A 12,839-nucleotide genomic window follows, 5' to 3' on the forward strand; every position below is an offset into this window, starting at 1 on the left:
ACCCAATAGCTGCTATGCTTACTGTAACCCGCCCCGTCTGCTGTCGTCTGGCAGCACCCTGCTCCGGGAAGGCTCCCTGATACAGCACGGCCTATGACACCTTGTTCAGGGAAGAACCGGCAGCCGATGGCTGCCTGCATCAATGAAAGGCTCGATAATGACTGTGGAACAGACCGAACAACAGGCTCCTTTCGGTACAGTACTGGGTTACGCCCCTGGTGGTGTTGCCATCTACTCCTCTGATTATGACTCCCTCGACAGTGAAGAATTTCCCGATGATGCCTCGTTACGCAGTTATCTCGGCAATGAGTATATGGGGTATAAATGGCAGTGCGTTGAATTTGCCCGCCGCTTCCTTTACCTCAATTACGGGGTCGTGTTCACCGATGTACGCATGGCCTATGAAATCTTTGATCTGCGGTTTATGCGCCAAGTCGTCAATGATGACATCCTGCCGTTACAGGCCTATGCCAATGGCGGCAGCCGTCCTCCGATCGCCGGGGCATTGCTGATTTGGCAGCAAGGGGGAGAGTTTGAACACACCGGACATGTGGCCATCATCACGCGGGTGTTGGCCGATCGGGTGCAGATTGTTGAGCAAAATGTGATCCACCATCCTTTGCCCGCTGGACAGCAATGGACCCGTGAACTGGCCCTGCATCAACGCGATGATGGCTACCATCTGCAGGATACCTTTAACGATACCGAAATTCTCGGCTGGATGGTTCAGACAAGTGACAGCCAAGGTGCACTGCCATTGCCACAAACAGAGCCGCATTTATTGGCCATCCATAGCCAACGGGTGAGCGCCCCTCAAACATTAAATGGACAGTGGCTGGATGACCAGCAACCCACCGAACATGCCTACATTCAGGCTAACCAGGGCTGTGTGCTCAATGATGACCCAACACAGTATTTTACCCTGTCTCGCAGTGCCGAACAGGCGCTGATCAGTGCCACCAATGAGCTGCATCTGATGTATTTGCACGCCACCGAGAAAGTCCTACGGGATGATGCGCTGTTACGGCTGTTTGATATTCCGGAAATTCTCTGGCCCCGGCTACGACTCTCTTGGCAGAAACGACGTCATCATATGGTGACCGGTCGCTTGGATTTCTGCCTCGATGAGCGCGGTTTGAAGGTCTACGAATACAATGCCGACTCAGCGTCTTGCCATACCGAAGCTGGGGTGATCCTCGACAAATGGGCCACGGCCGCCGGTGTTGAACAAGGTAAAGATCCTTGTCACCGTTTGGTCAGCTTACTATCAGATGCGTGGAAACACTGCGACGCCCTGCCGTTTGTCCACATACTGCAGGATGACGATATTGAGGAAAATTACCATGCGTTGTTAATGCAACAGGCCCTGCGTGAAGCCGGTTTTGACAGCAAAATTTTACATGGCCTCAGAGAGTTGCACTGGGGGGCGACCGGTCAGTTACTGGACGGCGATCAGCGCGAAGTGGCCTGTGTATGGAAAACTTGGGCGTGGGAAACGGTTCTTGAGCAACTACGTCAAGAGTGTGAAGGCGAAACTCCGGTGGCCTTGCCAGTACGTACTGGCGATGGCGATGAAGTGCGTCTAATCGATGTCCTGCTACGCCCAGAAGTGATGGTGTTTGAACCACTTTGGACGGTGATCCCTGGGAACAAGGCTATTCTACCGGTGCTGTGGTCACTATTTCCTCATCATCCGTACCTGTTGGATACCGACTTCAAAGTGAATGATGACCTGAAACAAACCGGCTATGCGGTCAAACCTATCGGTGGACGTTGTGGCAACAATATCGGGCTGGTCAGCCACCAAGAAGAGTCATTAGGGTTAACCGGTGGCCGCTTCAGTGGGCAGACCAATATCTATCAGCAACTCTGGTGTTTACCGAAAGTGGCCGATCGCTATATTCAGGTCTGCACCTTTACGGTAGGCGGTCACTATGGGGGAGCCTGTTTGCGTTCAGACCCGACACTGGTGATTAAGAAAGAGAGCAATATAGAGCCACTGCGGATCCTCAAAGACAATGAGTTCCTAAAATAAACAGTCTGCCGACAAACTCGGCAGTAGAGCGGGTTCAGAGTAGGTGTTACCCATCCAGCCTGAACCCCCATTGGCCGAGAACCCAAAATTATGCCACACTTAACCTTACAATAAGTGCGTGATTGAGATCAGGATACCATGATGGAAAAAACAGATTGCGGATGTCGCTGCATCAGCGACATCACTCGGGCCGCGTTGAAATTGGAGAAGGATCGCGGTGAGCGCATTATCTGGCAGACTTCGCTGATGAGTGCCCTACTCAGCGGTGTCTATGAAGGGAAGACCACTATCGGCGAACTGCTGCAACACGGCGATTTTGGCTTGGGGACATTCAACCGCCTTGATGGTGAAATGATCGCCTTTAACAGTGACGTGTTTCAGTTACGCGGTGACGGTACGGCTCGCCCCGCCAAACCGGAGCAGCAAACCCCCTTTGCGGTAATGACCTATTTTAACCCCACCCACGAATATCATTTTACGAAGCCACACAGTCGCCAACAGATCCATGAGATTATTGATCAGACCCTAAACAGCGAAAATATGTTCTGCGCTCTGCGTATTGACGGTGTATTTGAGAGGGTGGATACCCGTACCGTTACCGAGCAACAGCGCCCGTATAAGCCGATGATAAAGGCCACCGAACAGCAACCGATCTTCCATCTCCATCGCCAGCAGGGAGTCGTGATTGGCTTCCTCACCCCGGCCTATATGCAGGGCATCAATGTTGCGGGTTACCATGAGCATTTTATTAACCAGCAGCGCAGCAGCGGTGGCCATGTTTTGGATTACCAAGTCAGTGAAGGTCGTCTCACCTTTGGCAGCGTAGAGAGGCTGATTATCGATTTTCCCGATGATCAAGATTTCCGCCAAGCAGACTTAGATCCCGAAGATCTCAATGAGGCGATCCACTCGGTTGAAGGGTAACTTTGGCCTTATTCCGGATCATCAGTTACTGTACGAACGTTGACTACGACTCGCCCTCAGCGGGCAAGATAACCCTGATGTGCTATAATGAAGTTATCTTAAGCTTACATGACCGGAGGTAGTGATGATTGCCGGATTTGTTGCATTAATGATCACCCACTCTAAAGTGTTGCCGGTGACCCAGGCGCTTTATCCCACCGAAGACCAGTGCCAGTCAGCCCTGATTCAGGACCAAAAACAGCGCCCCAACACACAGTTGTTGTGTGGCGAGGTCATGCGCAGCAACGCGATGTAATCAGCGTGCAGTGCCTGGGGGCATCCAAGTTTGGCTGAAATCAAACCAGCCAAGATTGTTCAGTTTGATCCCCTGAGCTTGGCCTGGGCTCTTCAGCCGCATCCAATGATGAAACAATGGTTGCAGCCAGCCCTCGGCCAGCACCTCAGCCGTTAGCGATTTGCCGCTAAGAGTCCCTTGCCGCCAACCCCACTGCCAGTCGTCAAGTTGCTGCTGATCACCACCACTGATTGACGTGCGTAGTAAAGGCATGCCGGTTAACCAGGCACCCACGTTCCACTCCTCAGGGATCGGGAAATTGACAGTACCCAACCAGAGGTCAGCTTCACCTTCTCCTGTCCACCATTGTGTGTAATCTGCTTCAATACATTGCAACTGGATACCCTGCTGCTGCAACAGTGCCTGCATGATGTCTGTTAACATCTTGAATTCCGGATGTTGGCGGTGTACCACCAGCCGTAAACAGGCCTGTGGCGCTGACAATCCCGCTGGCCTATTCCCTAGTGGGTGACACATGCAATGGTGCCAGTCGGGGAGCAGGCTGTTTGCTGGGATCCATAACGGCTGCACCTGCGGGGGCAACCGGTGTAGGATGGCCTGCGGGCTGAGCACTTCGCGTAACCAACAACGTGCACTGGCACTCTGCCAGCTAGGGCTGCGTTGATCGCACAACAGAAAATAGCCGCCTTTTTCTGGAAACATCTCTTCATCCTGCTTCGGGCTCAACACTGGCAGTCCGGCAGCATCACTGTGATCCATATCGCTGACACTGGAACTGAGCCACGCTGCAGGGAGTCTATCTTGGTCTGGCGATACCATTTGCTGCGGAGGATGGCTGTCAGTTTCTGCCAGCGGTGGACAGACGATGATGTCTACCTCATCCAATAAGCCACGCAAGCCAAAGTAGTCATTAAATGCCTGCAACCGTAACTGCAGTGGGCTGTTGTCGATGACCTGATAAGGTCCCGTGCCAATCGGATGTGAACTAAACTGTTTACGGGAAAGATGATCACCCGGCAGGATCAATGCCGCCACATGGGTCAACAGTAATGGCAGCTGCGGGTCAGGCTGACTGAGGTGAACATCCACGCTGAGCCGACCGCTGGCGATCACCGAGTGCAGATGGGTAAACAGTGGCTGTTCAGCAGCGCGACGCAACGAGGCCACCACATCTTCACTGACCAGTTCACTGCCATCATGGAAGCGCACTCCAGGGCGTAAATAGAAACGCCAGTGCCGCTCATTGAGCGCAGTCCAGTGATGAGCCAGATCAGCTTCCGGCTGTGCAGTCGTCGGATCCACCCGTGTCAGACCGCTAAAGATTTGCCGCAGCAAGTGGGTTTCTGAACGCCTGAGCGGCAGACACGGATAAAGCACGGGCATCGGACGATAATAGGGTACCCGAAGTGAGGAGTAATCATCGGTTACCCGGTACCCCAGCCGTTGACCTAACAGCTTGATGAGTAAATTTTGCTGATCGCCGGCTAAACTGATGGCCTTGCCATGCTGTCCTTTTTCCAGCAACTGTTGCGCTTGCTGTAACAGCAACTGCTGCTCGCTGAAGTGCAGCAACAAACGAGAATGATGGCCGCGGCCACGACCCGGTTGCCATTCCAGCCAACCCGCCTGCTGCATTCGCTGTAAGACGGTACGGATATGGCGCTTACTGCAGCACAGCTTGATTGCGATGTCTTCGAGTGTCAGAGTGACCTGCCGTTGGGGATACAGGTTCAACAATCGCCGATACTGCAACTCCAGACGTGATTCCGACATAAAAGGGGAACTCCTTTGAGCCAAAGACAGCCGTTTTTAACCTCCTCTTTTTAGTTCATTATTAGTGACAGGACAAGCAGGAGCCGCAAAGAACTGCCTTACATCATTGATCATTGCCAGAGGGAAGTCACAATGACCCGTCATTTGAATAAGGATACTACCCTGTGTATGTCACTGGCTGCACGGCCAAGTAACTTTGGCACGCGGTTTCATAACTACCTTTATGACGCCATGGATTTGGATTATTTGTATAAAGCCTTCACTACCAGTGATTTAGCCGGTGCCATCGCTGGTGTCCGTGCCCTTGGGGTGCGAGGCTGTGCGATTTCAATGCCATTCAAAGAGCAAGTGATTGCACTGGTAGATGAGTTGGACGCCTCAGCCGCCGCCATCAATTCCGTGAATACGGTGGTAAATAGTGAAGGTCATCTCAAAGCCTACAATACTGATTACATCGCAATCGCCACGTTGCTGCGTCAGTATCAGGTGGATAACCAGCTTTCTTTCATCTTGCGGGGCAGCGGTGGGATGGCAAAAGCTGTGGCCTGTGCCCTTAAAGATGCCGGTTTCCGGCACGGTAAAATCATTGATCGTAAGCCAGAAAATGCCGAGCGATTAGCACAGTTGTATGGATTCGAATCTGGAAGTGAATTTGAAGGATCAGTGGCCAGGCTGCTGATTAATGCCACACCCATCGGCATGGCTGGCGGTGCTGAAGCCTCCAGTCTGGCTTTCAGCCTAGAAGACATTAAGCGTGCCGACGTGGTATTTGATGTGGTGGCGCTTCCAGAAACTACGCCTTTGATTAACAGTGCTCGGGAACTGGGTAAAACGGTGATCACCGGTGCCGAAGTGTTTGCCATTCAGGCGGTGGAGCAGTTTGCGCTCTATACCGGCAAGCGCCCCGATGAAGCGTTGTTTCGCGACGCTGCGGCCTTTTCGCGCCAGTAATAGCATCACCGCAATCAGTAACAGGGGCAACGTAGCGCTGCCCCTGGAGTCACAGTACTACTGCTGATGGGCGGCAACCACCTGATCGGAGGCCTGCCAGACCCGATAGCTGACTTTAACGTCTGCCGGTGCGTACACCACCAGCGGTAATTTGCTGTTATAGCGCAGCAGCTTTTCGGATGCCGCAGGTAGGGTCACCAACCGCGTCTGTTTGCTGCCTTCCGGACAGGCCATGCGGGTAGAAACCGTCTGTGGCGCCAGGGTCACATTATAGTAAGGATAACCCCAGCCTTTGGCCGTTTCTTCACGAAGTTCACCCAGTAGCCGCGTTGGATTGCAGTCCGTTGCCATCATCTTACCGATGATCAGTTCCACCCGATAATTATCTTCATCACTGAGCGCCGGTAATGTCATGACATTACGCTGCATCTCATTGGTAGCCGGCGGATAAGGCTTCATCAGATCAGACGCTGGATCCGCGGCCTGCGCGGCGGCGCTGATACCTAGTACCGGTAACAGCAATAACAGTGAAGTGGTAAGTTTACGCATTGTCCCTCCGGGGGCTCGAGTCACACAATCAGGATAGCCTCCTGTCAATCCCGGCACAGCGGCCACCACATGAGTACTATTCAAGGTAACCCACACCAGTGTCATCGCTGGCGGGTTTGCCCAAACTGAACTCTGCAAGCCTTGCTGCGCCCTACCCTGCAGCAATACATGCAGGGGCAACGAGTATAGCCATTAGCACCTATCAGTGGATTGATTCAGGACAAGCTAATGAGGATCAGGCCTGATGAAGGGTCAGTAGCCCTGCAGCGTCGATAAAGTCACTTAACTGTGCTGGGGTTGGCAAGGCTGGCAATGCACCTTTCCGCGTGGTCGCTAACGCCCCACAGGCACCGGCTTGGGAGAGCAAGGTACTCAAGGAATCCTGTTGCGGGGAGCCGTGGCGAGCGACCCATGCGAGCAGTCCGGCCATAAAGGCATCACCCGCACCGGTAGTATCAATACTCTTGACCTGATAACCAGCAAAGGTAAAGGCGTTACCGTGACAGAAGACTAGGCCCCCCTCTTTGCCTCGGGTGATCACTTTCAGCTCTGCTGGGAACCGTTCCAGTGCCTTCAGGGCCTGATCCCACTGCTGATCGTCGGTGTCAGCCAGCCAGAAAAGCTCTTCATCAGACAATTTAAGAATATCTGCGCGCTGACACTGCTGTTCGATAATGTCACGCATCTGCTGTTTATCGGACCACATCTGCTCACGCAAATTCAGGTCAAAACTGACTTTTCCACCCTGCTGTTTGATCTGTTCACTCGCGGTAAACACCGCCTTACGGCAGCTTTCCGCCACCAGTGCCAGCGAGCAATAGTGCAAAATATCGGTGCCAAAAGCCGGTAAATCGTCGCAGGTCAGAAACTGATCCGCTGATGGGTTGACCAGAAACGAGAAACTCCGCTCGCCGCTGGTGGCTAAATCGACCACCACCGTACTGGTACGGTGAGTCTCATCGGTCAACATATGCTCTGTACCGACGCCCTGCTCTTCCAGGGTTCGCTTTAGAAAACGGCCAAAGGGATCATCACCAATACGACCAATAAAGCCGGTGTCACTGACCAGACGTGCAGCCCCCGCAGCCACATTGAGGGGAGCCCCGCCTGCGCAGGCTTGATACTGCATATCTCCGGCAGGAAGCAGATCGACGACAGCATCGCCCAGTGTCCAGATTTTCATTGTTATCCCTCATTACTGTTTTACTGCCGCCATGGGTTCAGCGCAGCCGTATTCACTTAAAGATGGTGGCAGTGTGTTTATCACTCAAGTGCCGGTCACAGAGAGTAAACCTGTCACGCAAAGGATGAAAGATAAAATATTCTGGGCTTAACCTAAAGATTTATTTACGGTTTATTGCCAGGCTGTCACCGCAGTAGCAATGACCACCCAGACTTTTCAGACAATCAGACGCTTTCACCTTCAACCTAGTAATAGTCTGATTGAGAACCTACTGCGACGACGGAGGCAACCGTTATTTTGTGTCTGCGGTCGCGAGTCACTGAAATATTTCAGCCAGCATTGCCGCTGCAGACTATTCTGATAATGTCAGATTTCTTTACGCCGAGCAGCACTTTATCGGCAATTCGGGTACATAGTTAAGGTAACAATATTAATTACGGAGGTCTGCATGCTGGCATCAGCCATCAGTATGGTTCGTTCGAAGGCTGGGTTTGTACAACAGTTTATCCGCAACCCGCGTAAAGTAGGCAGCATCACGCCATCATCCATGGCACTGTGCGAATCGATGGCAAGTTGTGTTGACTGGTCTCAGGTAAAACATATTGCAGAATTGGGCGCCGGAGACGGCGTGCTGACACGAGTACTACTCAATCATATGTCAGCCGCCACCACAATGGATGTCTTCGAAATCAGTCCGCCGCTGGTCTCTAAACTACGGATGATTAACGACCCCCGAGTGGTGGTACATGCCACTTCTGCGGAGTGTCTTGATGATAAATACGATGCGATTTTCTCCGGGCTACCACTATTATCCCTGCCGGTACCGGTTCGCCATGCGATATTATCTGCCGTGCATCGCTCGCTGACACCCGGCGGCGTATTTGTGCAGTTTCAGTACACGTCGCTAACTCAATCAGAGTTGTCCCGCTATTTCACTTGGGAAAGGCAAAGGGTGCTCAAAAACGTGCCCCCCGCCTGGGTGTACCGCTGCACTGAACACTGGGCCGCGCACAACAAATAATCACTACCATCCTATTACGGCTGTGGATCAGACTCTTGCTGTTCTGCCAATTCTTCATACATGGCCTGGATAGCCCCGCGGGTGACCGCCGCCAACGTTCGGTAGAACGGCGTACGGGCATGCGCTTCGGTTTTCCCCAAGAAGGCGCCGCACCATGGCAGCAGGTACTGATCAAACAGGGTATACTGCGCCAATACCTCATCTTGCTGCGACTGGTCTTCTAACCAGGAGGTCGCCAACAGCAACATGCCGATGCTGTCATAGCGCGCATCGGTCAGTGGCATCCCGCGCTGCTGTAAAAACGCACGCACTTGCTGCGGCTGTGGCCCGTTTTCCCAGTCTTCGCCATAAGGAGAAACCGCCGGTTGCTCGCCGCCGAACAGTGCCTGATAGTCCTGTTCCAGCTGCGCCACATCACAGTTCGTCTGTAACACCTTCAGCAGTTCATCCTGCTCCAGCGGCCATTGCGCCTGCAGTTTACCTTCTTTAATCAAGGTGAAAAGTGGCTGTAACACGGGGTCCTGCGGCGCACGATTGTATAACGAGCCGAGAATACGGCAGATCACAGAGAATTCATTCATGAAGTGTCCTTAATTTATGAGGGATCGTGCGGGTAATAGATCACCGAGAACTCAGCGCCTCACCCACTCCGTTATGGCGGTGTATTAGATGTCCGTCAGAGGGTTCTGTCAACGGTTATGCCTTACTGGCATGCGCAGTCTCGTTTTGGAAGCCATATTGCTAACAGAACACATCGAGTAATGGATAAATGAAATCTATGCAGGAAATGGTGGAAGAGCCTAAAACAAAACGCCCGATGGGGACATCGGGCGTTTGAGTGACGACAGGCCTTAGCCTGCATCAAAACCGTTCAGGCAAATTAGCTGCTGACTTTTCTGTAGATAAACAGTACCACCAGGGCACCGATGACCGCTACCACGAAGCTGCCGAAGTTGAAGCCATCTACATGACCGAAACCGAACAGAGTACTGATCCAGCCACCCACTACCGCACCAATAATACCGAGGATAACGGTCACGATAAAACCACCACCGTCTTTACCTGGCATGATCCATTTAGCGATAATACCGGCAATCAGACCAAAGATAATCCATGAAATAATACCCATAATGACTCCTTACATTTGTTAACTCTGATTTCATTCAGGCCGCCCCATAGGGAAGTTCAGCCGGGATAACTCTCAGTCAGTACTAAGCGTGTATCTATATGAAAGCTTAGTACAATTGCAGAATCTGTCCAGATTCTACATGCTTAAGCACTGGAAGTTTAGGATAAAACTGAAAAAAATGCAGCGACTGAATTTAAGTATAGAACGCTGAGAGCAGAACAAAAGCACAAGGCTCATTTTCTGATGCCGGTTGCCCCGACATCAGACCAGGGATTAACTGTCTTGGTAAGCGGTGGTCACTTTCCACAAATAGCGTGGGGCCTGTGCGGCAGGGTGACGACGCTCGATATAGCGGTAAAACTGCTGTGGCGTCATGCCATTGATCATCGCAATCGCTCGTTCACGATCTGGGGAAAAAGTACGCAGTAGCGCGCCAGCGCCGTTTGAATAAGAGACGATGGTCGCATAACGCATCGTCACCGGATTACGGATCCCTGACAGCATGGTTTTTTGCAGAATTTTAATATAGGCGGTCCCTATCTGAATATTCTTAGCCGGGTCCTGCAATTCGCGCCGAGTCGGCTGACCGCGTTTGCCCTGCACGCGGTAGACTTCACGACCTGCGGTTGAGGCTTTAATTTGCATTAAACCAATCGCATCAGAGCGACTGACCGCATCAGGATTCCCACCGGACTCGACACTAATAATGGCACTGATCAAACGTTCATCAACACCATAATGACTGGCAGCGTCTTCGGTGAAAATTGACCAGTTATCACTATCATTATTACTGGTCAGTAGCCTTGAGGGTGGAGCCTGTATTAAAGGTGTATACTTCTGTTGTGTCGTCTGTTGCTGTGTGGGTTGACTGGCACAGCCCGCCAAGAATAAGGCGGAAAGTACAAGATACTTTATTTTCACGTTATTTTTATCCTGATCATTTTGCCTCGCGTATGATACAGCTTTCACTCAGCGTGCAAATTACCGTTTATCCGAAAGCACCTCTTGACTGAAACAGGTGACACCGGCCAGCATTTTCGCCATGATAAAACCCTATATTTATCCAGCCTGAAGAATTGTTATTATGCCTGTAAGCTATCGTATCCGCTTAATTGCCCCCTCAGGTTATTGTCATAATCAGAGTGCCGCGGCACGGGGTGTCGCGGCACTGCATGCTGCCGGTCACCGATTAGAAAACAGTGAGATAATCCATCGCCGTCGCCAACGTTTTGCGGGCTCAGAGGCAGAGCGGCTCGCCGATATCAATGACATCGCTACACTTTCCCCGCTACCGGACATTCTGCTAGCGGTACGCGGCGGCTACGGGGCCAGCCGCTTACTCGGTGATATCCGTTACGCGGACATCGCAACTCGGCTGACTGGTGAGCAGGTCGCACTCTGCGGTCACAGTGACTTTACTGCCATTCAGCTCGCGCTATTGGCCCAAACAGGCCTGGTGACCTTTAGTGCCCCTATGCTTGCTGGTAATTTCGGTGCCGAGCCGATATCGGACTATACGAAAGACCATTTCTTCGGATTACTCGGGCAAAAAAGTTATACCATCCATTGGCCAGAAAATACACAGCAATCTTTTCACGGCGCAGGCACGCTATGGGGCGGAAACTTGGCGATGCTGACCTCTCTGGTAGGCACACCCTGGATGCCAGATATCAGTGATGGCATTCTGGTGATCGAAGATGTTAATGAGCATCCGTTCCGCGTTGAACGTATGCTATTGCAGCTTTATTACACAGGTATCCTGCAAAGACAGCAGGCAGTGATCATCGGCAGCTTCAGTGGTGCCACCCTTAGCGACTATGATCAGGGCTATGATTTCAACACTGTCTGGCGCTACTTAAGTGAACTGAGCGGCGTCCCCTTTATCCAAGGGCTAAAATTCGGTCATGAGCCGGAAACCGTGACTCTGCCTATCGGGGCTGATGCCACCTTACACTGTCAGCAGGGAGAGGTTGCCCTGACGCTCAGTGGCTATCCTGTTCCGCAGGGTCAGGAATAGCGGTGCTGTCCGCGGTCGGCTTCAATACCCGCACTGCCATCGCTAGGATGATCACTCCACGGCGTTAACGTTAGTAGCGGATCAGGCCGTGTGAAGGTCCGTTCACAGGGGACTAATGCCGAGGTACCGGCATAGACGAAGAACGTATTTTGTGTCGCCTGATCTACCATTAACTGATCACCGTTGCGAAACAAGGTGATCGAGACCGGCTGACCGTCCTGCAGGCGGGTACGTTCCTGACCGGCAGCAATTTGAAAATTATCTGTCCCCCACATCAGGGTGCTGATGCCATACTCTGCCCGATCAATTGTCATGGTTTGTCGGCCCTGACAGGATATTTGAAACTCATCGCCATCATTTGGGGCAGCCACAGCGGCTGCCAGTGGCATCAATATTGCCAGCAGAGTTATGACACTTTTTTTCATCACGCTTCCTGTCATGCTGAGGGTCAGTTACCATTTACTGATGAGAATATCGTTGCCGGCAAACTAAAAAAGCCGCAGCAGGTTACAAGTTACGAATAAATATGACCGGAGATAAACATTTATGCAGCCTGTTGATCCGGCGATGGCTCGCCTTTTCAGCCGATTATCCGCTTCCGCATTCCGCAGTCGCTTTCACCTCAGTGATGCAGATTATCAATATTGTCTGGAAAAAGGGGCGGAAGTCGTTATGCGTCATGCCCGAGACTTCATTCGCCAACGACTGGCCGCGGCACACCCGCCCAACGATGGTAAGCAGACCCCGATGCGCGGCCATCCCGTGTTTATTGCCCAGCATGCAACGGCCACCTGCTGCCGTGGCTGTCTGCAGAAATGGCACCGCATCCCACTGGGATCTGAGCTAAGTGAAGCTCAACAAGATTATCTGTGTGAGGTGTTGTTTTACTGGTTACAGCAACAAATTCATGCACGGCAATGCCCCAGTTGAGTCAACCTTACTCCCCATGGTGAAGGCTTTGC

The 12,839-nt window shown here is 52.2% G+C and carries 14 protein-coding genes; 7 read left to right on the forward strand and 7 right to left on the reverse strand.

What is annotated here, in order from left to right; translation table 11 throughout:
- The first annotated feature begins 157 nt into the window (after window positions 1-157).
- The 3 genes from gss (at window position 158) to DW47_RS17570 (ending at window position 3,254) form a co-directional block, all read left to right on the forward strand.
- On the forward strand, window positions 158-2,035 hold the full coding sequence (gene gss, locus DW47_RS0108945) for a bifunctional glutathionylspermidine amidase/synthase (RefSeq protein ID WP_029686050.1): 1,878 nt from the start codon (window positions 158-160) through the stop codon (window positions 2,033-2,035).
- 141 nt (window positions 2,036-2,176) lie between these two features.
- Complete coding sequence (gene budA / locus DW47_RS0108950; protein WP_029686051.1) at window positions 2,177-2,959, forward strand: acetolactate decarboxylase; 783 nt, start codon at window positions 2,177-2,179, stop codon at window positions 2,957-2,959.
- 124 nt (window positions 2,960-3,083) lie between these two features.
- Window positions 3,084-3,254 carry a hypothetical protein gene (locus tag DW47_RS17570; RefSeq protein ID WP_173391607.1) on the forward strand — a complete coding sequence of 57 codons (171 nt, stop codon included), beginning with the start codon at window positions 3,084-3,086 and terminating at the stop codon, window positions 3,252-3,254.
- On the opposite strand, the gene DW47_RS0108960 is transcribed toward DW47_RS17570, so the two are convergent.
- Window positions 3,255-5,027 (reverse strand): SgrR family transcriptional regulator, encoded by a 1,773-nt coding sequence (locus DW47_RS0108960; protein ID WP_029686052.1) that lies wholly within the window; start codon window positions 5,025-5,027, stop codon window positions 3,255-3,257. It lies immediately after the preceding gene.
- A gap of 132 nt (window positions 5,028-5,159) precedes the next feature.
- On the opposite strand from DW47_RS0108960, the gene DW47_RS0108965 reads away from it, so the two are divergent.
- A complete protein-coding gene (locus tag DW47_RS0108965) occupies window positions 5,160-5,978 on the forward strand; it encodes a shikimate 5-dehydrogenase (protein WP_029686053.1) in 819 nt (272 codons plus the stop codon).
- Between the two features lie 57 nt (window positions 5,979-6,035).
- Here the strand turns inward: DW47_RS0108965 and eco are convergent, their stop codons facing one another.
- The gene (eco, locus tag DW47_RS0108970; protein ID WP_029686054.1) at window positions 6,036-6,527 is read right to left on the reverse strand and encodes a serine protease inhibitor ecotin; all 492 of its coding nucleotides are present in this window, start codon (window positions 6,525-6,527) and stop codon (window positions 6,036-6,038) included.
- A gap of 235 nt (window positions 6,528-6,762) precedes the next feature.
- Window positions 6,763-7,710: an aminoimidazole riboside kinase gene (locus DW47_RS0108975; protein ID WP_029686055.1), complete on the reverse strand. Its 948-nt coding sequence runs from the start codon at window positions 7,708-7,710 to the stop codon at window positions 6,763-6,765.
- 448 nt (window positions 7,711-8,158) lie between these two features.
- Between DW47_RS0108975 and DW47_RS0108980 the strand changes: the two genes are divergently transcribed.
- On the forward strand, window positions 8,159-8,731 hold the full coding sequence (locus tag DW47_RS0108980) for a class I SAM-dependent methyltransferase (protein ID WP_029686056.1): 573 nt from the start codon (window positions 8,159-8,161) through the stop codon (window positions 8,729-8,731).
- A 14-nt stretch (window positions 8,732-8,745) separates the two neighbouring features.
- On the opposite strand, the gene DW47_RS0108985 is transcribed toward DW47_RS0108980, so the two are convergent.
- From DW47_RS0108985 to DW47_RS0108995, 3 genes are all read right to left on the reverse strand, one after another.
- Window positions 8,746-9,312 (reverse strand): TorD/DmsD family molecular chaperone, encoded by a 567-nt coding sequence (locus tag DW47_RS0108985; protein WP_029686057.1) that lies wholly within the window; start codon window positions 9,310-9,312, stop codon window positions 8,746-8,748.
- 299 nt (window positions 9,313-9,611) lie between these two features.
- The gene (locus DW47_RS0108990) at window positions 9,612-9,860 is read right to left on the reverse strand and encodes a GlsB/YeaQ/YmgE family stress response membrane protein (RefSeq protein ID WP_029686058.1); all 249 of its coding nucleotides are present in this window, start codon (window positions 9,858-9,860) and stop codon (window positions 9,612-9,614) included.
- Between the two features lie 273 nt (window positions 9,861-10,133).
- The gene (locus DW47_RS0108995) at window positions 10,134-10,781 is read right to left on the reverse strand and encodes a transglycosylase SLT domain-containing protein (RefSeq protein ID WP_029686059.1); all 648 of its coding nucleotides are present in this window, start codon (window positions 10,779-10,781) and stop codon (window positions 10,134-10,136) included.
- 163 nt (window positions 10,782-10,944) lie between these two features.
- Here DW47_RS0108995 and ldcA point away from each other — a divergent pair, with 163 nt between their 5' ends.
- Window positions 10,945-11,877, forward strand: coding sequence for a muramoyltetrapeptide carboxypeptidase (gene ldcA, locus DW47_RS0109000; protein WP_029686060.1), 933 nt, complete (start codon window positions 10,945-10,947; stop codon window positions 11,875-11,877).
- On the opposite strand, the gene DW47_RS0109005 is transcribed toward ldcA, so the two are convergent.
- Window positions 11,868-12,302, reverse strand: a complete 435-nt coding sequence (locus DW47_RS0109005; RefSeq protein ID WP_152473152.1) for a hypothetical protein — start codon at window positions 12,300-12,302, stop codon at window positions 11,868-11,870. The two genes, ldcA and DW47_RS0109005, sit on opposite strands and share 10 nt — an antisense overlap.
- A 121-nt stretch (window positions 12,303-12,423) precedes the next feature.
- Here DW47_RS0109005 and DW47_RS0109010 point away from each other — a divergent pair, with 121 nt between their 5' ends.
- A complete protein-coding gene (locus DW47_RS0109010; protein ID WP_029686062.1) occupies window positions 12,424-12,807 on the forward strand; it encodes a DUF4186 domain-containing protein in 384 nt (127 codons plus the stop codon).
- The last annotated feature ends 32 nt before the right edge of the window (window positions 12,808-12,839 follow it).

This window comes from Tatumella saanichensis, assembly GCF_000439375.1.
Taxonomy (GTDB): domain Bacteria; phylum Pseudomonadota; class Gammaproteobacteria; order Enterobacterales; family Enterobacteriaceae; genus Tatumella; species Tatumella saanichensis.